Below are 22,585 nucleotides of genomic sequence, written 5' to 3'. Positions count from 1 at the left end.
CGGCTCAGCCCGGCGCCTTGTCCGGGCAGGGCCGCCCGCCGGGCAGGACGATCTCGGTGTCGCCGCGCTCGGGCCAGGCGATCACGTCCGACAGGGTCGCGACGGTGCGCACCCCGGTGAGCTTCAGGAGCGCGTTGCCGAGCATCAGGGTGAAGGGCGCGTTCACCTCGGCGAGGATGTAGCGCGCCCCGCCCACCTGGAAGTTGACCGGGAAGTTGCTGCCGTCCCGGCTGCTCGGCACGATCGCCTCCATCACCGCCCGGGCGTTGCTGCCGCGGTTGCCCGCCGAGGAGCAGACGTAGGCGCGCAGGGCGCCGCCCACCTGGTAGACGCCGACGGCGCTGAGGCGCGCTTCGATGCCGGACGGGTCGATCGGGCGCGCCACGAAGTTCGCGGCATCGAAGATCGGCCCCATCTCGGCGGGCGCGACGCGCCCGGTCATGTCCGCGATGGTGCGGGCGAACTGGCCGAGGCTGCGCTTGCTCTGGATGCCGCGGGCGAGCTCCGCGAGGCCCACGTAGAGGGCGAGGAGGAGCGGCAGCAGCAGGGCGAACTCCACCGCCGCGATGCCGCCGCGGGCCCGGGGGAGGCGCGCGGCCGCGCGGGCGAGGCGGCGCAGGGTATTCCCGGGGGTCATGTGCAGGCCCCGTCGGGGAACGGCTCGACCCGGAACGCCACCGCCGCCTGCAGCACTCGGCGGCCGTTGGCGAGGAGGCTCGAGGCGGCGTAGAGCTGGGAGAGCAGCACCGGGAACTCCACGGCGGCCTGGATCACCACGATCTCGTTCGCCCGCCCGCAGGCGTATTGCGAGCCGAAATCGGCGTTCCAGGCCTGTCGCCCGCTCGCCGCGTCGGTGATGGTGGCGCTCGCCCCGCGGGCGGCGAAGCTCGTGGGCTGGATCACGTTGAGCCGGACCCTGGCGCAGTCGAACACCGTCGCCCGGGGGCCGCCGTTGTGCTGGCACAGCAGGCTGCCGAGGCGCGCGAGCATCACCTTGGGGTCGCTCACGCCCTTGTTGGCCGGCGCGGTCTGGAACGCGCCGGTGTAGATCTGCCGGCTCGCGTCGCCCAGCGCGGTCTCGAGGTTCTGCCCGGCCAGGAAGGTGAGCCCGATCTCGAAGATCGCGACGAGGACGGCGAGGAGCGGGAACGCGATGAGGCCGAACTCGACGGCGGCCGTGCCCTCGCGACCCCGCAGGAAGCGGAGCGGAATCCTCGGCCGGCGCGGGCGGGGTGTGCGCGGGCGGGGCATGCGCGGGCGGGGCATGGCAGGGACGCTGCGTTGCATCTCGGATCGGTCGGGCTCGGACGGGACCGGTGGTCCCCCGCCCGCAGCCTAGGCCGGCGCAGCTTGCCGAATCGTTGAGGGCGCGGGAGCCCGGCTCAGCGCCCAGTGCTCAGCGCCCAGTGCTCAGCGCTCGGCGCCGGTGCCGCTGGTGGCGAGCTTCCGGCGCTGGTCGGCCTGGCTGCTCACCGCGTCGAAGTAGGTCCGGGCGTCGCCGAGCTGCATCGAGGGCTGGCAGTTCGGCGTGCAGGAATAGGATTCCCGCTCCAGCCCGCGCTGCACGGTGATGACCGCCGCCTGCGGAGCCTCCACCCGGATCATCGACTCGGCCAGCATGGTGCCGGCGGCATCGAGGGCGATGAGGTTCGTGGTCCCGAAGCTCTTGCCGGTGAGCACCAGGACGCCGTTCTTCTGGAGCGTCACGTCCGCGATGAGCGGGTTGCCGACGATCACCGTGGCGGATTTCTCGGGCAGCCGGATCACCTTGGCGTTGTCGACCATCACGGTCACCACCGTGGCCTCGCGTGGGGTCTCTCTCGGCGCCTCGCGGACCTCGGCGCGCAGCGCGCAGGGGAGGACCGCGACGCAGAGGGCGACGGCGAGGCGGGCCAGGAGGGCGCCCGGTGCTGGCAGGATCGGGTGCAGGCTGCGCATCGGGCTCGTGACTTGCTCGTGACGTGGGCCGCGGAAGACGCGATCCGGGGGCGGATGTCCCGCGGCGCATCCGGACGACGGCGCGTCGCCCCGCCCTCGCAGCAGACACCGGATTGGTGAATGAAGCCCTAACCCCCCGGAACCGCGACCTCTGGGTACGCCGGGCCCCTTTCGCTCCACCACCGTCATTCCGGGTCCGCGCAGCGGACGCCCGGAATCCTGAAACGCCGACGCCCTCTCGACCCGCCGCCTCGGCGGTGCCGGATCCCGGGCTCGCCTCCGGCGCCCCGGGATGACGGGGATGGGAGCGGTTGGCCTCCGCTCATCTTGCGCCTGTACTGCGTTCCGCAAGCTCGAAGCCCTAAACCCCGCCGATTACACTTCCTTCACCATGCCCGCGGTCTCGCCCGGAGGCGCTCCTTTCTTGAGCGGATTTAACGCAATCGCAACGCGCATCGGGCACCTTGGGTCCTGTCGCCGATCGATAGAAGAAAGATCTTCGACGGTCCCAACAAGTCGTTAGATCAAGGATCAAGTATCATGAAGACGATGTTCAAGCGCTTTGCTTCGGACGAGTCGGGCGCCACCGCGATCGAGTACGGTCTGATCGCCGCCCTGATCGCCGTCGCCATCATTGCCGGCGCCCGGCAGCTCGGCACCAGCCTGAACGCCAAGTTCACCGCCATCTCGACCACGATCGGCTCGACCAGCGCGGTTCCGTAGTCGTCGGGCAGCGCGGGAGCGCGCAGGGATCCGCCGGTCGGCGCCGAAGGCCCGCCGCCTCCCGCAAGCCAGGGTCCGATCCGGGCCAGTTCCTATCCGGCAAGATGCGTCCCGGCCGGTCCGGCCGGGCGCCTTTTCGGCGTTTCCACAGCGCCCGCGGAGCCTCGTGACCATGGCACCCTTCGCCCTGCTCGTCGTCGTGCCCTTCCTGATGGCCTACGCCGCCGCGAGCGACCTCCTGACCATGCTGATCCCGAACCGGATCTCGCTGGCGCTGATCGCCGCGTTCGTCGTGGTGGCCGCGACGGGCACGCTGAGTCCCCTGGAGGCCGCCGCGCATCTCGGCGCGGGCGGCCTCGTCCTCTGCGCGACCTTCGCGCTGTTTGCGGCCGGCATCATCGGCGGCGGCGACGCCAAGCTCGCGGCCGCCACCGCCCTCTGGCTCGGCTTCGACCCCCTCCTCGACTACCTCCTCGTCGCCTCGGTCGCCGGCGGCGCCCTCACCCTCGGGCTCCTCGCCGCGCGGGCCTGGCCGCTCCCGATGCGGCTCGCCCGCCTCCCCTTCGCGCTGCACCTGCACGACCGCGAGACGGGCGTGCCCTACGGCATCGCGCTCGCCGCCGCGGCCCTCGCCGTGCTGCCCGAGACGCTTCTGTGGTCACGGGCCTTCGGCACCTGAGGCGCGGGCCGGTGACGATCCCTTAACCATAATTTGACGAATCCCCGGCAGGGTCCCGGTCAGGCACGGCATTCCGCCGCCGCCCTGTCCCGGCCCGACGATGAAACCTGCCCGTCTCGCCGTCCTGGCCGTCGCCCTCGTCGCGGGCGCCGGCGCGGCGTTCATGATGAGCGGCGGTGATCCGCCGCCGGCCCCCGTGGCGCACGTCGATCCGGCGCCGCCGCCGAAGCCGACCACCGAGGTGCTGGTCGCGGCCGCCGAGCTGCCGATGGGCCAGACGCTGCAGGTCGCCGACCTGCGCTGGCAGAAGTGGCCGGACGACGCCGTGCTGTCGGGATACCTGACCCGGGCCGCCGCCCCGAAGGCGCTGGAGGAGACGGCCGGCTCGGTGCTGCGCGCCGGGTTCCTGGCCGGCGAGCCGATCCGCCCCCAGAAGCTCGCCCGGCCCGAGAGCGGCTTCATGGCCGCCATCCTGCCCGCCGGCATGCGGGCGGTGGCGATCGTCACCGACACCCGCGGCACCAACTCGGCGGGCGGCTTCATCCTGCCCAACGACCACGTGGACGTGATCCGCACCTACCGGGACGACGAGAACTCCCGCAGCTCCGGCAGCGACGTCCAGGTCTCCCAGACCATCCTGCAGGACGTGCGCGTCCTCGCGGTCGGCCAGCTGATCCAGGAGAAGAACGGCGCGAACGTCGTCACCGGCGAGACCGCGACCCTCGCCCTGACGCCCGCCCAGGCCGAGACCGTCACCCTCGCCCAGAAGGTCGGCTCCCTGTCGCTCGCCCTGCGCAGCCTCGCGGATTCCGGCCGCGCCACCGAGCCGGACCCGCCGGCGCGCGATGCCGGCCTCACCGTGGTGCGCTTCGGCGTCTCCCGCCAGCAGACGCGCTGATGGGCACGCCCACCCTCCCCCGGCTCTCTGCCCGGCCCGACCGCGCGGCCGCACCCGCCCGCAAGAGGCACCGATCCATGACACCGACCCGGCGCACCGGCGCGGCGGCCCTCGCCCTCCTCGCCTTCCTCGGCTGGTCCGACGCCCGCGCCCAGGCGCGGCCCGAACCTGCGCTGAGCCCGGCCCCCGTCCTCGCCGTCGGGGCGGCCGAGGCCGCCGCGACCCGCAAGGTCGAGCTCACCATGGGCCGCTCGGTCATCGTCGACCTGCCGCGGGACGCCAAGGAGGTGTTCGTCGCGAACCCGAAGGTCGCCAACGCGGTGGTCCGCTCGACCCGCAAGGTCTTCGTGATCGGCATGGAGAACGGCGCCACCTCGATCTTCATCATGGACGGGGAAGGCCGCCAGATCGCCGCCCTCGACGTCACCGTGGTGCGCGACCTCAACCTGAACGCCCTGCGCCAGACGCTCCTCCAGAGCATCCCGGGCGGCCGGTTCGACATCCGCACGACGGGCGAGTCGCTGCTGCTGTCGGGCTCGGTCGGCTCGGCCGCCGAGGCGACCCAGGCGATCGACATCGCCAACGCCTTCGTGGGCCTCAGCGGCTCCGCGGCGGCCGGCGGCGGCGCGCGCGGCGGCGTGATCAACAACCTGACGATCCGCGGGCGCGACCAGGTGATGCTGCGCGTCACCGTGGTCGAGGTCGCCCGCAACGTGCTCAAGCAGTTCGGCGTGAACCTCAGCGGCAGCTGGACCGGCCTGAACCTCACGAACCTGTCGCCCTTCCAGCTCTACGGCGACAAGTTCCCGGCCGGCAACGCCATCTCGGGCACCATCAACGGCAGCGGCGGGGCGAGCCTCACGGCGACGCTCCGGGCCTTCGAGCAGGCCGGCGTCTCGCGGGTGCTGGCGGAGCCGACGCTGACCGCGATCTCCGGCGAGGCCGCGAAGTTCACCGCCGGCGGCCAGATCCCGGTGCCCTCGAACCTCCTCTGCACCAGCAACGGCACCGTCCAGAGCTGCGTGCCCACGATCGAGTACAAGCCCTACGGCGTGAACCTGAGCTTCACCCCGGTGGTGCTCGCCGAGAACCGCATCTCGATCCGCGTCGCGACCGAGGTGACGGAGCTCGACCAGCAGAACTCGTTCAACATCGACTTCGGGCGCCAGGCGGCCTCGATCCCGGCGCTCACCGTGCGCAAGTCCGAGACCACCGTCGAGCTCGCCTCGGGCGCGACGATGATGACCGCGGGCCTGATCCAGCAGCGCACCAAGGCCGCCATCAACGGGCTGCCCGGCCTCATCAACCTGCCGATCCTCGGCGCCCTGTTCCGGTCGCGCGACTACCAGCGCCAGGAGACGGAGCTGATGATCATGGTCACCCCCTTCATCGCCAAGGCGATGGAGGCCCGGGAGGTCAAGCGGCCGGACGACGGCTTCACGGACGCCACCGATCCGCAGGGGATCCTGCTCGGCCAGCTCAACCGGATCTACGGCACCGCCGGCGCCGCGGCGCTGGGCCCCGGCTACCGCGGCCGCGTCGGCTTCATCACCGACTGAACCGAGGGCGCGGCGGCTCGCGCCGCGCCACGACCATGGCGGCGCGAGCCGCCACCCGAACGAATCCGCGCGGCCGGACGGGCCGCGGCGCTGCCCTGGACGCGACCATGACCCGATCCTCAAGCTCCCGCGCGCCCATCGCCCTCGCGGCCGTCCTGACGAGCCTTCTGGGCGCCTGCAACGCGAACCGCGCCGCCACGACCGGCTCGATCTACCCGGCCGACTACCGGACCCGGCACCCGATCGTACTCGCCGACGCCGGCCGCAGCCTCGACGTCTTCCCGACCGGGACCGGCCACCTCGACCCGCGCCAGGCCGCCGACGTCGATGCCTTCATGCTGGAGTTCCGCCGCTACGGCCGCGGCACCCTGGTGATCGACCTGCCCCGGGGCGTCGCCCCCGCCCTCGGCGCCGCGGCCGAGCGCACGGGCGCGGCGATCCGCCGGATCGGCGCCGAGAGCGGCGTGCCCGCGCAGGCCATCGTGCTCTCCGGCTACGGCGTCGCGAACCCCTCGCTCGCCGCGCCGATCCGCCTGAGCTTCCAGCGGATGCAGGCCAAGGTCGCCGACCAGTGCGGGCTCTGGCCGAACGACCTCGGCACCAGCAACCCGGCCTTCGACCTCAGCAACAACCCGTCGTGGAATCTCGGCTGCGCGTCGCAGGCGACGCTCGCCGCCCAGGTGGCCGATCCGATCGACCTCGTGCGCGGCCGCCCCGAGGGCCGCATCGACACGGTCGGGCGCGTCAAGAACATCAACGACCTGCGCGACGGCAAGGATCCGTCAACCACATGGCGTCAGGATGGGAAGGGCGGCGTCAAGGAGGACGTCGGCAAGTGAGCGTCGGCAGGTCGGCCGCACCGCGGCACCTGCCGAACTCCGCACCGCCCCCCGCCTCCGCCGACCTGCCCTCGCGACCCGAGAACCGGAACCCCGTCATGCCGGACCAGCCCGAGACGCCAGAGCGCCTGATCGCCCCGGTGCCGCGGATCACGATCCAGGCCTTCTGCGACACGGCCGACACCGCCGGCGCGATCGAGGCCGCCAGCCAGGATCGGCGGATGCAGAAGGCGCACGTGAAGGTCCAGATGGGCGGCGCTGCGGCCGCCGTGGAGGCCTATCGGCAGGCGCCCACGCCGAACGTCATCGTCATCGAGTCGCAGAGCGCCAAGGCGAAGCCCCTCGAGTGCCTCGACGCGCTGGCCGAGGTCTGCGACCCCGACACGAAGGTCATCGTCATCGGGCACGTCAACGACGTGTCGCTCTACCGGCAGTTCATCCAGCGCGGCGTCAGCGACTACCTGATGGCGCCCGTCGAGCCCCTCGACCTGATCGCCTCGATCTCGGACCTGTTCACCGCCCCCGGCGTCAAGCCGGTCGGCCGCACCGTCGCGGTGTTCGGCGTGAAGGGCGGCATCGGCGCCTCGACGATCGCCCACAACCTCGCCTGGTCGATCGCCCGCAGCCAGGGCACGCAGACCGTCATCGCCGACCTCGACATCGCCTTCGGGACCGCGAGCCTCAACTTCAACCAGGACCCGCCGCAGGGCATCGCCGAGGCGGTGTTCGCCCCCGAGCGCCTCGATTCCGCGCTGGTCGAGCGCCTGCTCTCGAAGTGCAGCGACAACCTCTCGCTGCTCTCGGCGCCCGCGAGCCTCGACCGCACCATCGACCTGTCGGAGCCCGCCTTCGACGCGCTGATCGACCACCTGCGCGCCGCCATCCCCTGCGTCGTCCTCGACGTGCCCCACCGGTGGAACGCCTGGACGAAGCGCGTCCTCGTGGCCGCCGACGAGATCCTCGTGGTCGCCGGGCCCGATCTCGCCTCCCTGCGCAACGCCAAGAACCTCCTCGCGGCCCTGCAGTCCGGCCGCCCGAACGACAAGCGTCCCCGGGTCCTCCTCAACGGCGTCGGCGTGCCCAAGCGCCCCGAGATCGCCGCGGCGGAGTTCGCCAAGGCGCTGGAGGCGCCCCTCTGCGCGAGCCTGCCCTTCGACCCGGGCCTGTTCGGCACCGCGGCCAACAACGGGCAGATGCTCGCCGAGGTCCAGGCGGGCTCCAAGGCCGCGGAGGTGTTCAACGACCTCGCGGCGACGTTCCTCGGCCGCCCCGAGACCCGGCGCAGCCGCGCCAACCTGCTCGAGCCGATCCTCGCCAGGCTCGCGCGCCGGAAGGCCTCCTGACCATGACCGCGCCGAACGCCTCACCGGGGATGCGCCGCGATGTTCGGTAGACGGCAGAGCGCGGCCGCGACCGCCGCGCCGGCGTCCCCTGCGCCCGCGCAGCACAAGGCCGCGCCGGTCCTCGTGCAGGAGAACGTGCCGGCCGCCCGCCGCGCCGAGCCCGTGATCGTCCCCGAGGTCGCGCGCTCCGAGGACTATTTCCGCACGAAGAGCATGATCTTCGGCGCGCTGATCGAGGCGATCGACCTCGCCCAGCTCGCCCGCCTCGACGCCGAGACGGCCCGCGAGGAGATCCGCGACATCGTCTCGGAGATCATCGGCCTCAAGAACATCGTCCTGTCGATCGCCGAGCAGGAGGAGCTCCTCGACGACATCTGCAACGACGTCCTCGGCTACGGGCCGCTGGAGCCCCTGCTCGCCCGCGACGACATCGCCGACATCATGGTCAACGGCGCCCACCGGGCCTTCATCGAGGTCTCGGGCAAGATCCAGCTGACGAACATCCGCTTCCGCGACAACCAGCAGCTGATGAACATCTGCCAGCGCATCGTCAGCCAGGTGGGCCGGCGCGTCGACGAATCCTCGCCGATCTGCGACGCGCGCCTGCCCGACGGTTCCCGCGTCAACGTGATCGCGCCGCCGCTCGCCATCGACGGCCCGGCGCTCACGATCCGCAAGTTCAAGAAGGACAAGCTCACCCTGGACCAGCTCGTGCGCTTCGGGGCGATCTCGCCGGAAGGCGCCGAGATCCTGAAGATCATCGGGCGCTCCCGCTGCAACGTGGTGATCTCCGGGGGCACGGGCTCGGGCAAGACGACGCTCCTGAACTGCCTCACCGCCTTCATCGAGCACGACGAGCGCGTCATCACCTGCGAGGACGCGGCCGAGCTGCAGCTGCAGCAGCCCCACGTGGTGCGCCTCGAAACCCGGCCCCCCAACATGGAGGGTCAGGGCCAGGTCACCATGCGCGACCTCGTGAAGAACTGCCTGCGCATGCGGCCCGAGCGCATCATCGTCGGCGAGGTGCGCGGACCCGAGGCGTTCGACCTCCTGCAGGCCATGAACACCGGCCACGACGGCTCGATGGGCACGCTCCACGCGAACTCGCCCCGCGAGTGCCTGTCGCGCATCGAGTCGATGATCTCGATGGGCGGCTTCACCCTGCCCTCGAAGACGCTGCGCGAGATGATCTGCGGCTCGATCGACGTGGTGATCCAGGCGACCCGCCTGCGCGACGGCTCGCGGCGCATCACCCACATCACCGAGGTCCTCGGGATGGAGGGCGACGTCATCACCACCCAGGACATCTTCCTCTACGACATCCTCGGCGAGGACGCGAACGGCAAGCTGGTCGGCCGCCACCGCTCGACCAACATCGGCCGCCCGCGCTTCTGGGAGCGGGCGCGCTACTACGGGCTGGAGCGCCAGCTCGCCGCAGCCCTCGATGCCGCCACCGAGCAGGCCGGGCCGACCCCGTGAACGGCGAGAACGCGCCCATCGTCCTCGGGCTCCTCGTCGTCGCCGCCGGCGCGATCGCCTACGTCTTCGCGATGCCGATGATCGTCGGCCAGCGGCGGGCCGCCCAGCGCCTGCGCAACGTCAGCGCCTCGGTGACGGCGGCGGCCACCCGCGGCGTCTCCGTGAACCGCCGCGAGCAGGTCGCCAAGACCCTCAACGAGATCGAGGCGAAGTCGAAGAACGCGAAGGTCAGCCTCGACCTGAAGCTCGCCCGCGCCGGCCTGTCCTGGACGCCGCGCACCTACTACACCGCCTCCGCGGTGCTCGGGCTCGTCGTCGCCTTCGTGGCGCTCTCGGTCACCGGCCAGGTCCTCGCGGCCGTCGGGGCCGCCTTCGCGGGGGGCTTCGGCCTGCCGCTCTGGATCCTGAAGTTCCTGCGCAAGCGCCGCATCTCCAAGTTCGTGGCCGAGCTCCCGAACGCCGTCGACGTGATCGTGCGCGGCATCAAGACCGGCATCCCCCTCGGCGACTGCTTCCGCATCGTCTCGCGGGAGGCGGCCGAGCCGGTGCGCGGCGAGTTCCGGCAGGTGATGGAGGCCCAGGCCCTCGGGCTGTCGCTCGGGGAGTGCGCCTCGCGCCTGCACGACCGGGTGCCGGTGCCGGAGGTGAACTTCTTCGCCATCGTCATCAACGTGCAGCAGCAGTCGGGCGGCAACCTCTCGGAGGCGCTCAACAACCTCTCGCGGGTGCTGCGCGACCGCCGCAAGATGGCCGGCAAGGTCCAGGCGATGAGCATGGAGGCCAAGGCTTCGGGCGCGATCATCGCCGCCCTGCCCTTCGTGGTCGCCGGCCTGACCGCCCTGACGAGCCCGGACTACATCTCGCTTCTGTGGACCACGGACCTCGGCAAGCTGGCGCTCGCCGGCTCCGGCGTCTGGATGACGATCGGCATCGTCATCATCCGCAAGATGATCAACTTCGACTTCTGATCCGCGCGGGTGCGCTCACAAGTTCTGATCCGCGCGGGTGCGCGCACAAGTTCTGATCCGCGCGGGTGCGCGCACAAGGCGCCGGCATGCTCGACATCCTCATCCAGAAGGTCCTCGACCCGCGCAACATCGGCATCGCGCTGACGGCGGTCGCCGCCGCGGCCACCGCCTACGCGGTGGTGCAGCCGTTCCTGGAGCCGGACGAGCTCGGCAAGCGCATGAAGCTCGTCAGCGACGAGCGCGAGGCCATCCGGCGTCGCGAGCGCGAGCGCCTGAACGGCCGGGCGAGCCTGCGCGTCGAGCCGAAGGCCTACATGAAGCGGGTGGTCGAGCAGTTCGACCTCAACCGCTGGCTCGGCACCGAGACGGCCAAGCTGCAGCTCACCCGGGCGGGCTACCGGGCGCCCAGCGCCGAGACCGCGTTCCTGTTCTTCCGGATGGTGATGCCCATCGCCCTCGCGCTCGCGGCGGCGTTCTACCTGTTCGTGCTCGAGGTCCTCGACCAGCCGGGCCTCGTGAAGGTCGCGATCGTCATCGTCATGGCCTTCCTCGGCATCAAGGCCCCCGAGCTGTTCCTGATGAACAAGACCAAGAAGCGCCAGTCGGAGGTCCGCCGCGCCTGGCCGGACGCCCTCGACCTGACGCTGATCTGCGTCGAGTCCGGCATGTCGATCGAGCAGGCCTTCCGGAAGGTGAGCGTGGAGATCGCGGGCCAGTCGGTGGTGCTCGCCGAGGAGATGGCCCTGCTGACGGCGGAGCTGTCCTACCTGCCCGACCGCCGCATGGCCTACGAGAACATCGCGCTGCGCATCGACATCGAGCCGATCAAGTCCGCCACCACCGCGATGCTGCAGGCCGAGCGCTACGGCACCCCGCTCGGCCAGTCCCTCCGGGTGCTCTCGCAGGAGAGCCGCGACCAGCGCATGAACGAGGCCGAGAAGAAGGCTGCGGCGCTGCCCCCGAAGCTGACGGTGCCGATGATCCTGTTCTTCCTGCCGGTGCTGTTCGTCGTCATCCTCACGCCCGCCGCGATCCAGGCGATGCGCTGAGAGGCCTTCGGGGCCGGGGCGCCGGCCCCGCCCCTCCCGGGGGGAGCTCAGCCCCGCGGCGGCGCCGGCTTGCGGGCCGCCTTGTCGGCGGCCTGGATCGCCTTCCAGCTGTTCTGCTGCGCGACGAGGCCGCGCAGGGAGGTCAGGTTCGCGGCCGCCTCGGCCGGCCCGAGGTCGCGGCGCAGCTGCTCCTCGGCCTCGGGGAAGCGCCCCTTGAGCCCCAGCGCCAGGGCGAGGTTCTGGCGAACCCGGGCGTCGGCGCCGGGCTGGCTCGCGGCGAGCCGGAGGGTCTGCTCGGCCCGGTCGAGCTGCCGGGCGAGGATGTAGGAGAGGCCGAGGTTCGACAGGACGGCCGGCTCGTTGGGGCGGATCTTCAGCGCCGCCTCGTAGAACCCCTGCGCGCGGGCGTGGTCGCCGAGCTGGTCGGCCGCCGCGCCCTGCGCCGAGAGCACGCGCCAGTCGGGCTGGGCCGGGCTGTGGGCGTTCTGCAGGACCTCGGCCGCCTCCTGGTAGCGGCCGACCTCGACGAGGGCCTTGCCGTAGGCGGAGGTCACCGCCGGGTTCTTGGGGTTGCGCAGGGCGGCCTGCTGCAGCACCGCCACCGCCTGGGCGCGCTGGTCGGTGGCCCGCAGGCCCTGCGCGTAGCGCATCGCGGTGCCGAGATCGCCCGAATCCGCGGCGTATTTCGCGCCCAGCGCCTCGACCTCCCGGCGGCTGATCACCCGCGCGTCCGATCCCGCGCCGGAGAGCCCCGCGCCCGAGGGGCCGCCGATCGAGCCGGTGGTCTCCGGCGAGCGGGACTGGCAGCCCGCCGCGGCGAGCAGCAGGGCCGCCACGGCCGCGCCGCGCGCGATGCGGATCCCGGCACCCCGGGCGATCCCGCGGCTCTCCCCCTCACCCGCGCTCGTCATGCTACGCTCCAGACCTCGCTGGGGGCGCCTTCACGCTCCCGACCGTCCGGTGATAGACGGTTAACCCTAATCCAGGGTTAAGTCCGACCCGCAGCCACCCGTCCACGCCGCATGACCGCATCCGTGCCCGACCTGCTGCCGCCCGGTTCCGCCGGCATCCCGATCACCGGCGTGGCCGCGGCCGCGTGGCCGGGGATCGCCGCGGACCTGCCGGCGCCCCAGCGCGCCTACGCGGAGGCCACGGGCTTCGCGCCCAAGGGTTCCGCGCCGAAGGCCGGGCGCTTGTGCCTGCTGCCGGCCGCGGACGGCAGCCTCGCGGGGGTGCTGTTCGGCCTCGGCGACCCCTCCGCCCCGGGCTACGACCGGCTGCTTCCGGGCAAGCTGCCGGGCCTCCTGCCCGCCGGGACGTATCGGCTGGCGGCGGGCATCGACGCGGCGGAGGCGGCGCTCGCCTGGCTGCTCGGCAGCTACCGCTTCGGGCGCTACCGCGACGCCGAGGCCGAGCGGCCCCGGCTCGTGGCGCCGGAGGGAATCGACGCCGCCGAGATCGGGCGCATCGCCGGCGCCGTGGCGCTGGGCCGCGACCTCGTCAACACGCCCGCCAACGACCTCGGACCGGCGGAGATCGAGGCCGCGGCCCGGGCGCTGGCCGAGCGGCACGGCGCGACCGTCGCCGTGACGGAGGGGGCGGCGCTCGCCGCCGACTATCCGCTGATCCACGCGGTCGGCGCCGCCTCGACCCGGGCGCCCCGCCTCGTCGACCTCGGCTGGGGCCGCGCGGACGCCCCCCGCGTCACCCTGGTCGGCAAGGGCGTCGCGTTCGACACGGGCGGCCTCGACATCAAGCCGCCCGCCGGCATGCTCCTGATGAAGAAGGACATGGGCGGCGCGGCCGCCGCGCTCGCCGCCGCCGACATGGCGATGGGGGCCGCCCTGCCGATCCGCCTGCGCGTCCTGATCCCGGCCGTGGAGAACGCGGTGGCGGGCAACGCCTTCCGGCCCGGCGACGTGCTCGCCAGCCGGGCGGGCCTCAGCGTCGAGATCGGCAACACCGACGCGGAAGGGCGCCTGATCCTGGCCGACGCGCTGGCGCTCGCAGACGCGGACAAGCCGGACCTCCTCGTCGACTTCGCGACGCTGACGGGCGCGGCCCGCATCGCCCTCGGCCCGGACCTGCCGGCCCTCTTCACCGAGGACGAGGCGCTGGCGGCCGAGATCGCCCGGGTCGGCGCCGCCGTGCAGGATCCGGTCTGGCGCCTGCCGCTCCACGCGCCCTACGCGAGCCTCCTCGATTCGAAGATCGCCGACCTCAACAACGCCCCCGGCGGCCCCTTCGCGGGGGCGATCACCGCGGCCCTGTTCCTGCGCCGCTTCGCGCCGGGGACGAAGGCGCACGCCCATTTCGACCTCTACGGCTGGAACCCGGCGACGAAGCCCGGCCGGCCGGAGGGCGGCGAGGTGCAGACGGCCCGCCTCGTCTACGCCCTGCTGAAGGGACGCTACGGGGCCTGATCGCCCGCGCGCGGCAGCGCCCGCTCCACGAGGCGGGCCCAGAGCGAGGCGCCGTAGGGGGCGGCCGCGTCGTTGAAGTCGTATTCGGGGTGGTGCAGCGGGGCGCTGTCGCCGTTGCCCATGAAGATGTAGGCGCCCGGCCGGTGGGCGAGCATGTAGGAGAAGTCCTCCGCGGCCATCATGGGCGCCACCGCCCGGTCGACGCAGGCCGCCCCCACGAGATCCTCCGCGACGTCCGCCATGAAGCTCGCCTCGGCGGGGTGGTTCTCGGTCACCGGGTAGCTCGAGCCGAACTCGACCCGGCCGCTCGCCCCGAACCCCGCGGCCACGTTGCCGACGATCGCAGTGATGCGGGCCTTCATGGCCGCGCGCACCTCCTGCGAGAGGGCCCGCATGGTGCCCCGCATGGTCACGGTCTGGGGCAGCACGTTGAAGGCCTCGCCCGCGTCGAGGGCGCAGACCGAGACCACCGCCGCGTCGAGGGGATCGACGGAGCGGGCGACCACCGATTGCAGGGCGACGATGACGTGGCTCGCGGTGAGCACGCTGTCCACCGCGTTCTGGGGCAGCGCCGCGTGGCCGCCGCGGCCCTCGATCGTCACCGTGAAGCGGTCGGTGGAGGCCATGATCGGGCCGGGTCGGATCGCGAAGCGGCCGAGGGGCAGCCCCGGGATGTTGTGCAGGCCGTAGACGGCCTCGATGCCGAAGCGCTCCATCAGCCCGTCCTGGACCATGGCCTCGCCGCCGCCGCCGCCCTCCTCGGCGGGCTGGAAGATCAGGACGGCCATGCCGTCGAAGTCCCGGGTCTCGGCGAGGTAGCGCCCGGCGCCGAGGAGCATCGCGGTGTGGCCGTCGTGGCCGCAGGCGTGCATCCGCCCCGGCACCGTCGAGCGGTAGGGCAGCGCGCGCAGCTCCGCGATCGGCAGGGCGTCCATGTCGGCGCGCAGGCCGATCGCCCGGGCGGAGCGGCTGCCTTGGCCGCGGATCACCCCGACGACGCCGGTGCGGCCGATGCCGGTCACCACCGCGTCGCAGCCGAACGCCCGCAGCCTCTCGGCCACGAAGGCGGCGGTGCGCTCCACGTCGTAGAGCAGCTCCGGGTGGGCGTGGAGGTCGTGCCGCCAGGCGGCGATCTCCTCCGCGCGGGCCGCGATGCGGTCGATGACGGGCATGGACTGGGGCTCTTCGTGGGGCGCGCGGGACGACGGGCGTCCGGCGCGGAGCAAACAGGAGGCCAGCGGGGTGGTCAACGGCCGCGCTTGTCCGACGATCGTCCGACCCTCGTCCGGCGCGCCGTCCGCTCAGGACGCGAGGTCGTCGAGGATCGGGCAGTCGGGCCGGGCGTCGCCGCTGCAATGCTCGGCGAGGCCCGTGAGTGTGCGCACCATGCCCTGGAGGGCCCGGATCCGCGCCTCGAGCCCCGCGACGTGGTCGAGGGCGATGGCCTTCACCTGCGCGCTCGAGCGGTCGCGGTCCCGCCACAGGGCGAGGAGGTCGCCGATCGCCTCCACGCTGAAGCCGAGGTCGCGGGCGCGGCGCACGAAGCGCAGGGCGTGGAGCTCGGCCTCGCCGTAGAGGCGGTAGCCGCTCGCCGTGCGGGTGGCGGGCGGCAGCAGGCCGGTCTCCTCGTAGTAGCGGATCATCTTGGCCGAGACGCCGGTCGCCCGCGCGGCCTCGCCGATGGTGACGGCCGGCCCGCTCATGCCGCCTGCTCCGCGAGGCCGGGCTCCCGGGTCGGCGCGGTGCGGCCCCCGGCCCGCCGGAGCCGCAGGGCGTTGCCGACCACGAAGACGCTCGACAGGGCCATGGCGCCGGCGGCCAGCACCGGCGACAGGGCCGGGCCCCCGAACAGGGCCGGCAGGCCGGCGGCGACCGGGATCAGCGCCGCGTTGTAGGCGAAGGCCCAGAACAGGTTCTGGTGGATGTTGGCCATCACCGCCCGCGATAGGGCCACGGCCTCCGGGACCCCATCGAGCGCGCCCGCCATCAGCACCACGTCGGCGCTCTCCACCGCGATGTCGGTGCCGGTGCCGAGCGCCAGGCCGACCTCCGCCTCGGCGAGCGCCGGAGCGTCGTTGATGCCGTCGCCCACGAAGGCGACCGCCCCGTGGGCGGCGCGCAGCGCCCGGACCGCCTCGACCTTGCCGCCGGGCAGCACCTCGGCCGCCACCGATGCGATGCCGAGGTCGCGGGCGACGGTCTCGGCCGCGCCCCGCGCGTCGCCCGTCACCATGGCGACGGCGAGCCCCTGCGCCCGCAGCGCCGCCACCGCCGCCCGCGCGCCGGGCTTGACCGGGTCCGCCACTGCCGCCACCGCCGCGAGGCGCCCGTCGAGGGCGACGTAGAGGGGGCTGCGGCCCACCGCCTCGATCCGCGCCGCGGCCTCCGCGAGGGCGCCCGTGGCGATGCCGAGGCGCGCCATCAGGCGTTCGGCGCCGATCGCCACGGCCCGGCCCTCGGCGAGGCCGGTGACGCCGAACCCCGCGAGCGCCTCGAATGCCGTCGCCGCACCGGGCTCCAGGCCCCGAGCCCGGGCGGCGGCGACGAGCGCGGCCGCCACCGGGTGCTCCGAGCGCGCCTCCACGGCCGCGGCGAGGCGCAGCACCGTCTCCGGGGAGATGTCCGGCGCGGTGGTGAGGTCGGTGAGCCGCGGGCGGCCCTCCGTGAGGGTGCCGGTCTTGTCGAGCGCGACGACCCGGATCCCGCGCAGGGCCTGGAGCGCTCCACCGTTGCGGAACAGGATGCCCCGCTCCGCCGCCCGGCCGGTCCCGACCATGATCGAGGTCGGGGTCGCGAGGCCCATCGCGCAGGGGCAGGCGATGATCAGCACGGCGATGGCGTGCACGAGGGCCTGGCCCAGCGCCGGGGCCGGCCCGAGGAGGAGCCAGCCCAGGAAGGTCGCGGCCGCGATCAGCAGCACGGCGGGCACGAAGCGGAGCGTCACCCGGTCGACGAGCGCCTGGATGGGCAGCTTCGCGCCCTGCGCCGCCTCGACCATGCTGACGATCTGCGCGAGCACCGTGTCGGCGCCGGTGGCCCCGACGCGCAGGTCGAGGCTGCCCCGGCCGTTCAGCGTGCCCCCCACCGTGGCGGCGCCGACGGCCTTGAGGACGGGTGCCGGCTCCCCGGTCACCATGCTCTCGTCCACGTAGCTCGACCCGGCCACCACGGTGCCGTCCGCCGCGATCCGCTCGCCGGGGCGGACCCGCACCACGTCGCCGACCCGCAGCTCGGCCAGGGGCAGGTCCGCTTCCCCGCCCGCGCGGACCACCCGCGCGGTGCGCGGGGAGAGGTCGAGGAGGCGGGCGATGGCCGCGCCGGTGCGGCCGCGGGCCCGCGCCTCCAGCCAGCGGCCGAGCAGGATCAGGGTGACGATGAGGACGCTCGCCTCGAAGTAGAACTGGGCCGTCCCGGCCGGCAGGAGGCCCGGCGCCAGCGTCGAGACCAGGGAGAACAGGTAGGCGGCGCCGGCGCCGAGGGCCACGAGGGCGTTCATGTCGGGCCGCCCGCGCAGCAGCCCCGGCACGCCGGCCCGGAAGAACCGCCGCCCGGGCCCCGCCAGCACGAGGCTCGCCAGCACCGCCTGGATCAGGGGCCCCCCGTCCCCGATCCCCGCCGCCACCGCGCGGTGGAAGCCCGGCAGCAGGTGGCCGCCCATGTCGAGGACGACGATCGGCAGGGCGAGGAGCGCGGCGGCGATCAGGTCGCGCCGCAGGCCCCGGGCCTCGGCCTCCTGCCGCGCCTCCGTGCCGGGCCGGCTCGTTGCGGCCGCCGTCGTGCCCGCCGCCACGGGCCCGGCCTCGTAGCCCGCCGCCCGGACGGCCTCCGCCAGGGCCTCGGGCGCGACCTGGGCATGCCGCACGTGCGCGCGGCCGCTCGCGAGGTTCACCTGCGCCTCGGCGACGCCCGGCACGGCCCGGAGCGCGCGCTCGACCCGGCCGACGCAGGACGCGCAACTCAGGCCCTCGACGGGGAAGCTCAGGGTGGACGAGGCGTCGGCGGGCATGGCGGGGGCTTTCGCGGGATGGTCCATGCCCGATGAGATAAGGCTTCCCATCATGGGAAGGTCAAGGGCCCGGCCGGGGCTCCGGACTTGGGGCGCGACGAAGCCCAGCCTCAGGACGCGCGTTGCGCCTGATGACGGCTTGGTTTGTCCAAGAGCCTGTGTGATTCATGACAGCAAAGGGCTGTCGGACCGGTGGCCGTTGTCCAGCCCAACCCCCTCATCCCGAGGTGCTGCGAAGCAGCCTCGAAGGAGCCGTCCAGAAGCCGCGCGATCCCTGGAGCCCTCCTTCGAGGCCGCTGACGCGGCACCTCAGGATGAGGTAACGCGTTGGAATAACGCCTCAAACAGGCTCTGAGCTGCGCCGCGGGTCGGATCAGCCTGCCATCCGCCGGCACTGCTCCGCGCAGTCGCGGCAGACCCGCACGCACTGGTCCATGTCGCCCACGCGCTCGCAGGAGGCGGCGCAGGCCTCGCACAGGGCGACGCAGGCCGCGCAAGTGTGCCGGTGCTCGGGCGTGCCCAGTAGCATCAGGTGGGCGGAGGTGCGGCAGGTCTCGGCGCAGGCCAGCATCAGCCGGAGGTGTTTCGGCTCCGTGTGCCGGCCGCCCGCCGTCAGGCAGTGGCCGGAGGCCTCGCCGAGGCAGGTGCGGTAGCAGCCGAGGCAGGCGTCGATGCAGGCCTGCATCTCGGGTGATCGGGGGTCCATCGGGTGGCTCCGGTTGCGCAGGGGTATGACCGGCCAACCGGTGGTGGCAGCCCCTGTTCCGGGCCCGACCTGCGCGCCCGCTCAGGCCGCCTGCTCGGCCTGCCCCTCCAGGGCCGGCAGCGCCACCCGCACCGTCGTCCCGACCTCCAGGGTGCTCTCGATCGACAGGCGGCCCCGGTGGCGGTTGAGCGCGTGCTTGACGATGGCGAGGCCGAGGCCGGTGCCGCCCTGCTGGCGGCTGTGGGCGGTGTCGACCCGGTAGAAGCGCTCGGTGAGGCGCGGGATGTGCTCAGGGGGAATGCCGGGCCCGTCGTCCCGCACGGTGAGGACGATCTCGGGCCCCCGGGCCCCGCTCTCGCGCGCGAGGCTCACGGCGACGGCGCGGCCGCCGTACTTCACGGCGTTCTCGATGAGGTTCTCGACGACCCGCAGGAGCTCGTCGCGGTCGCCGCTGACCGGGTAGGGGCCGGGCTCCGCCGAGAGCGTCACGGCGATGCCCCGCTCGGCCGCGAGCGGCGCCTGAGCGTCCACCATCTGACGCGCGATCTGGCCGAGATCCACCCGGTCGGTCGGCGGCACGTGCTCGCGCAGCTCGATCCGCGAGAGGGAGAGGAGGTCGTCGATCAGGCGGGTCATCCGCTGCGCCTGCGTGCGCATGATCGCGAGAAAGCGCTCGCGGGCGGGGGCGTCGTTGCGGGCGGGCCCCTGCAGGGTCTCGATGAAGCCGAGGAGCGAGGCGAGGGGCGTGCGCAGCTCGTGGCTCGCATTCGCCACGAAGTCGACGCGCATCGCCTCGAGGCGCCGGGCGGAGGTGAGGTCGCGCAGGAACAGCACCACGTTCGGCTGCCCGCCCGCGGCCTCCGCGGGCATCGGCAGCGCGCCGATCAGCACCTCGAAGGCGCGCTCGGTCGGCACCCGGGTGGCGTACTGGGTGCGCAGCGGCGTGCCGGTGCGCAGCACCTCCTCGATGCCGTCGAGGACGTCGGGCGAGCGCAGCGCGAAGGAGAGCGGGTGGCGCAACTTCAGGGCGGGCAGCAGGGCGCGGGCCGCCGGGTTCGCCTCGATCACCACCGCGCGCCGGTCGATCAGGATGACCGGGTCGGGGATGTTGGCGAGGAGCGCCTCGGCGACGGCGTGCCGCTCGGGCAGCGTGCCGACGCCGGTCTCGGCGACCGGGCGGGTGCTGCGCGTCCCGAAGAGGCCCCCGAGGCAGACGGCCGCGAGGCAGGCGGTGGCCGTGAACCCGTCGAGCCGGCCCTCGGCCGCGAGCGCCACGAGGATCGTGCCGGCCGCGATCGTGCCTCCGGTCCAGGCCGATTGCCGGGCCGCGCTCACGACGCCTCAGCGGCGGGGTGCGTCGCGGGCGCCGCCCGCCCGCTTCACGATCTCATAGGCGCCCAGCATGGCGAGCGCCGTCACGAACGGGACGAGGTAGTAGCAGACCCGGAACAGCAGCAGCGAGCCGAGCACCTGGTCCCGCGGCAGGCTCGACAGGGCGAGCAGGATGGTCGCCTCGAAGACTCCGAGGCCGCCCGGCGCGTTCGAGGCGATGCCGAGCATGGCGGCCAGCACGTAGATCGCCAGGAAGGTCGTGAAGCCGAAGGTCAGCCCGGCCGGCAGCAGCACGTAGAGCACGGCTGCCGCCGCGCAGACGTCGCCGATGCCGACGATCATCTGGCCGATGGAGACCGAGGCGCCGGGCAGTTCGAGCCGCCAGTGCCGGACCTTGACGCTGCGCCGCTTGAACGAGACCCAGGCGAGGTAGCCCACCACGGCGACCAGCGCGGCTAGGCCGACGCCCTGGTTCAGCCGGATCGAGGTGAAGGTGAGCCCCGCGAGCTGCCCCGCCTCCGCGATCAGGCTGAGGCCGAGCACCACGCCCATGCCGAGCCAGAAGGTGAAGCCCGCGATCACCGTGAGGGCCGCGATCTTGGCGGCCGACAGGCCCTGCCGGTTGTAGATCCAGTAGCGGATCGTGCCGGCGGTGAGCAGCGGGAAGCCGAGGGTGAAGCTCACCGCGTAGCTCGTGAAGGAGGCGAGCGCGGTGATGCGATAGGGCACGGTGAGCTTGAGCTGGCGCAGCGCCAGCGCGTCGTAGCCCGTGAGGAAGAGGTAGCTGATCCCGACGAACAGGAAGGCGAGGCCGATCTGCTGGCCCGCCGCCGCCGTGAAGGCCGCGTGCAGCTCCGCCCAGGTGACGGTCTGGACGAGCTTCCACAGGACGCCGAGGGAGACCGCGAAGAGGATGATGCTCGCCGCGGTCCCGATCCAGGCGTAGCGCCCGCGGCCGCCGCCCTTGCCGGACTTGCGCGCGACCTGGGGCACGCCCGCCTCCTCGGCGCTGCGATCGGCCTCGATCGCCTCGGCCGAGCCGAGCGATTTCTGGTGCTGGCCCGCGAAGTTCATCCTGTTGGGCGTCCGCCTCCGCCGCATGTCCCGCTCGGCCCGCAGAACAGGCGGCAGGTCTGATGCCGGATTGACCCGGACCGGAGCCCGTTGGCCCGCATTTAGGCCCATCGGCGCCCAAAGACCAGGGAGGGCGGCCGGTTGCGCGCAGAAGTTCCGCCGCGCGGGCCTAACCCTCCCCGCCCCCCGCCCCGTCCCCGGCCAGGATCGCGGCGGCCTCTCCGAGCCCGGCACGGATGCGCGCGCCGACCTGCGGCGCGGTGCAGACGTAGGTGGGGCTGGGGTGGGGCACCGCGACGACCGGCAGCGCCGGGCGCAGGGCCGCGAGCGCCGGGCGGGCCTCGCCGGCGCAGCGGCCGGCGAGCACCACCACCCGCAGCCGCGGCAGCAGGTCGAGCAGCGGCGCGAGCCAGGGCGCGGCAGCCCGCAGCTCCCCGCGACGGGGCGCCCGGTTGAGGGCCCCCTCCTGGTGGATCACCCAGGGGATCGCGTTCCAGATCAGGGTGTCGGAGCGCGCGATGCCGGCCTCGGCGAGGAACCGGAACAGGTTGGCGGCGGTGCCGGTGGCGTTGTCGCGGGAGACGAAGCCGGTCTCGAAGATCGCGGGGCCGGGCGTCTCGAGGAGCAGGAGCAGCCGGGCCCCGACCCCGCCGTCGAGGGGGTCGGCGTCGGGCACCGGCGCGGCCTGCGCGCGGGCGATGTCGCGGGCGAGCGCCCGCAGCGGCGCGAGGTGGGGCGCCCCGAGGAGCGCCCGCCGGGCGGCGAGCGCGGCGGGGTCCCGCAGGCTCTTCGGGGCCGTCGGATCAGGCGGTCTCGACATCGTCGGGGAAACCCTGCGGCAGCGCGCCCTCCCGCCGGAAGCGCTCGCGGCCCCCCTCCTCCGCGAGGCGTCGGTTCAGGCCCTCGATACCGCCGAACTGGAAGCCGATCTGGCTCGCATAGGCGGCGCAGGCCGCCGCCTTGCGGCGCTCGGAGGCCGCGTCGAGGGTGACGCTCGCCTCGGGCAGGCCCGCATAATCCGCCCGCAGGGGCTCCTTCGGGGCGGCGCTGCGCACCGTGTAGGGGAAGTCGCGCCACCACAGTACCGGCGGCAGCGGCCCGACCGCGCGGAGCGCCCGCACCACCTGCACGTGGTCGACATGGCCGCCGACCGCCTGGGGCGCGAGGATCAGGTCGGGGCCCTCCGCGCCGATCAGCGCCGCGAGGGCCGGCGCGAGGCTTTTCGCGATGGCGTCCTCCGCGCGGGTCTCCGCGAAGAGCTCGGGCGCCGAGGCGTAGCCCCGGTGCGGCGCCTCGCGGAAGGGCAGGTGCACGGCGGGCGCGATCCCGAGGGCGCGGGCCGCCGCATCGTCCTCCGCCCGGCGCAGCGCCATGTAGTCGACCTCCGCCGGGAGGCCCTTGTCGAGCTGGCAGGCGAGCGCGAAGCTCTGCGGGTCCGGCACCGAGGCGGTGAACGTCGTCGCCATCACCACCCGCCAGCCGGCGGCCGCGAGGCGCGCCAGGGTGCCGCCGCACGAGAAGGCGGCGTCGTCGAGGTGGGGCGAGAGGGCGAGGGCTGTCGGCATCGGC

22 protein-coding genes are annotated in these 22,585 nt (G+C 73.6%); 10 read left to right on the top strand and 12 right to left on the bottom strand.

The genetic code is table 11. The features are described from left to right. Nucleotides 1-4 precede the first annotated feature (4 nt). The 3 genes from ACLBXP_RS20420 to ACLBXP_RS20410 form a co-directional block, all read right to left on the bottom strand. On the bottom strand, nucleotides 5-637 hold the full coding sequence (locus tag ACLBXP_RS20420) for a TadE/TadG family type IV pilus assembly protein (protein ID WP_447669627.1): 633 nt from the start codon (nucleotides 635-637) through the stop codon (nucleotides 5-7). After that, complete coding sequence (locus ACLBXP_RS20415) at nucleotides 634-1,266, bottom strand: TadE/TadG family type IV pilus assembly protein (protein WP_447669625.1); 633 nt, start codon at nucleotides 1,264-1,266, stop codon at nucleotides 634-636. The genes ACLBXP_RS20420 and ACLBXP_RS20415 overlap by 4 nt, the downstream gene beginning before the upstream one ends. A gap of 144 nt (nucleotides 1,267-1,410) precedes the next feature. Beyond that, the gene (locus tag ACLBXP_RS20410) at nucleotides 1,411-1,938 is read right to left on the bottom strand and encodes a pilus assembly protein N-terminal domain-containing protein (RefSeq protein ID WP_447669624.1); all 528 of its coding nucleotides are present in this window, start codon (nucleotides 1,936-1,938) and stop codon (nucleotides 1,411-1,413) included. Nucleotides 1,939-2,478: 540 nt separating this feature from the next. Here ACLBXP_RS20410 and ACLBXP_RS20405 point away from each other — a divergent pair. The 9 genes from ACLBXP_RS20405 (at nucleotide 2,479) to ACLBXP_RS20365 (ending at nucleotide 11,475) form a co-directional block, all read left to right on the top strand. Then, nucleotides 2,479-2,661, top strand: coding sequence for a Flp family type IVb pilin (locus ACLBXP_RS20405; protein WP_447669623.1), 183 nt, complete (start codon nucleotides 2,479-2,481; stop codon nucleotides 2,659-2,661). A gap of 172 nt (nucleotides 2,662-2,833) precedes the next feature. Next, nucleotides 2,834-3,340 (top strand): A24 family peptidase, encoded by a 507-nt coding sequence (locus ACLBXP_RS20400; protein WP_447669622.1) that lies wholly within the window; start codon nucleotides 2,834-2,836, stop codon nucleotides 3,338-3,340. 100 nt (nucleotides 3,341-3,440) lie between these two features. After that, nucleotides 3,441-4,238, top strand: coding sequence for a Flp pilus assembly protein CpaB (gene cpaB, locus ACLBXP_RS20395; RefSeq protein WP_447669621.1), 798 nt, complete (start codon nucleotides 3,441-3,443; stop codon nucleotides 4,236-4,238). A 77-nt stretch (nucleotides 4,239-4,315) separates the two neighbouring features. Then, nucleotides 4,316-5,797, top strand: coding sequence for a type II and III secretion system protein family protein (locus ACLBXP_RS20390; RefSeq protein ID WP_447669620.1), 1,482 nt, complete (start codon nucleotides 4,316-4,318; stop codon nucleotides 5,795-5,797). 107 nt (nucleotides 5,798-5,904) lie between these two features. Continuing rightward, the gene (locus ACLBXP_RS20385; RefSeq protein WP_447669619.1) at nucleotides 5,905-6,636 is read left to right on the top strand and encodes a CpaD family pilus assembly protein; all 732 of its coding nucleotides are present in this window, start codon (nucleotides 5,905-5,907) and stop codon (nucleotides 6,634-6,636) included. 98 nt (nucleotides 6,637-6,734) lie between these two features. Further along, nucleotides 6,735-7,979 carry an AAA family ATPase gene (locus tag ACLBXP_RS20380; RefSeq protein ID WP_447669645.1) on the top strand — a complete coding sequence of 415 codons (1,245 nt, stop codon included), beginning with the start codon at nucleotides 6,735-6,737 and terminating at the stop codon, nucleotides 7,977-7,979. A 39-nt stretch (nucleotides 7,980-8,018) separates the two neighbouring features. Next, the gene (locus tag ACLBXP_RS20375) at nucleotides 8,019-9,458 is read left to right on the top strand and encodes a CpaF family protein (protein ID WP_447669618.1); all 1,440 of its coding nucleotides are present in this window, start codon (nucleotides 8,019-8,021) and stop codon (nucleotides 9,456-9,458) included. Continuing rightward, a complete protein-coding gene (locus ACLBXP_RS20370) occupies nucleotides 9,455-10,426 on the top strand; it encodes a type II secretion system F family protein (RefSeq protein ID WP_447669617.1) in 972 nt (323 codons plus the stop codon). The genes ACLBXP_RS20375 and ACLBXP_RS20370 overlap by 4 nt, the downstream gene beginning before the upstream one ends. 86 nt (nucleotides 10,427-10,512) lie before the next feature. Next, nucleotides 10,513-11,475, top strand: coding sequence for a type II secretion system F family protein (locus ACLBXP_RS20365; RefSeq protein ID WP_447669615.1), 963 nt, complete (start codon nucleotides 10,513-10,515; stop codon nucleotides 11,473-11,475). Between the two features lie 47 nt (nucleotides 11,476-11,522). On the opposite strand, the gene ACLBXP_RS20360 is transcribed toward ACLBXP_RS20365, so the two are convergent. Next, nucleotides 11,523-12,386 (bottom strand): tetratricopeptide repeat protein, encoded by an 864-nt coding sequence (locus ACLBXP_RS20360; RefSeq protein WP_447669614.1) that lies wholly within the window; start codon nucleotides 12,384-12,386, stop codon nucleotides 11,523-11,525. 111 nt (nucleotides 12,387-12,497) lie between these two features. On the opposite strand from ACLBXP_RS20360, the gene ACLBXP_RS20355 reads away from it, so the two are divergent. Next, nucleotides 12,498-13,898, top strand: a complete 1,401-nt coding sequence (locus ACLBXP_RS20355) for a leucyl aminopeptidase family protein (protein WP_447669613.1) — start codon at nucleotides 12,498-12,500, stop codon at nucleotides 13,896-13,898. Here the strand turns inward: ACLBXP_RS20355 and ACLBXP_RS20350 are convergent. The 8 genes from ACLBXP_RS20350 to ACLBXP_RS20315 all read right to left on the bottom strand — a co-directional run bounded on the left by ACLBXP_RS20350 (nucleotide 13,886) and on the right by ACLBXP_RS20315 (nucleotide 22,581). After that, nucleotides 13,886-15,070 carry a M20 aminoacylase family protein gene (locus ACLBXP_RS20350; protein ID WP_447669612.1) on the bottom strand — a complete coding sequence of 395 codons (1,185 nt, stop codon included), beginning with the start codon at nucleotides 15,068-15,070 and terminating at the stop codon, nucleotides 13,886-13,888. The two genes, ACLBXP_RS20355 and ACLBXP_RS20350, sit on opposite strands and share 13 nt — an antisense overlap. Nucleotides 15,071-15,199: 129 nt before the next feature. Next, a complete protein-coding gene (gene cueR, locus ACLBXP_RS20345) occupies nucleotides 15,200-15,601 on the bottom strand; it encodes a Cu(I)-responsive transcriptional regulator (protein WP_447669611.1) in 402 nt (133 codons plus the stop codon). Continuing rightward, nucleotides 15,598-17,904: a heavy metal translocating P-type ATPase gene (locus ACLBXP_RS20340; RefSeq protein WP_447669610.1), complete on the bottom strand. Its 2,307-nt coding sequence runs from the start codon at nucleotides 17,902-17,904 to the stop codon at nucleotides 15,598-15,600. Before ACLBXP_RS20340 ends, cueR begins: the two co-directional genes overlap by 4 nt. A gap of 373 nt (nucleotides 17,905-18,277) precedes the next feature. After that, on the bottom strand, nucleotides 18,278-18,610 hold the full coding sequence (locus ACLBXP_RS20335) for a four-helix bundle copper-binding protein (RefSeq protein WP_447669608.1): 333 nt from the start codon (nucleotides 18,608-18,610) through the stop codon (nucleotides 18,278-18,280). An 81-nt stretch (nucleotides 18,611-18,691) separates the two neighbouring features. Further along, nucleotides 18,692-19,945, bottom strand: coding sequence for an ATP-binding protein (locus tag ACLBXP_RS20330; RefSeq protein ID WP_447669607.1), 1,254 nt, complete (start codon nucleotides 19,943-19,945; stop codon nucleotides 18,692-18,694). A 6-nt stretch (nucleotides 19,946-19,951) separates the two neighbouring features. Continuing rightward, nucleotides 19,952-21,016 carry a lysylphosphatidylglycerol synthase domain-containing protein gene (locus tag ACLBXP_RS20325; RefSeq protein WP_447669606.1) on the bottom strand — a complete coding sequence of 355 codons (1,065 nt, stop codon included), beginning with the start codon at nucleotides 21,014-21,016 and terminating at the stop codon, nucleotides 19,952-19,954. A gap of 169 nt (nucleotides 21,017-21,185) precedes the next feature. Beyond that, nucleotides 21,186-21,836, bottom strand: a complete 651-nt coding sequence (locus ACLBXP_RS20320; protein WP_447669605.1) for a uracil-DNA glycosylase — start codon at nucleotides 21,834-21,836, stop codon at nucleotides 21,186-21,188. Then, nucleotides 21,820-22,581 (bottom strand): PIG-L deacetylase family protein, encoded by a 762-nt coding sequence (locus ACLBXP_RS20315; RefSeq protein WP_447669604.1) that lies wholly within the window; start codon nucleotides 22,579-22,581, stop codon nucleotides 21,820-21,822. Before ACLBXP_RS20315 ends, ACLBXP_RS20320 begins: the two co-directional genes overlap by 17 nt. Nucleotides 22,582-22,585: the final 4 nt, after the last annotated feature.

This window comes from Methylobacterium sp. A54F (genome assembly GCF_053346035.1).
This window is presented reverse-complemented; position numbering and strand designations above follow the sequence as displayed.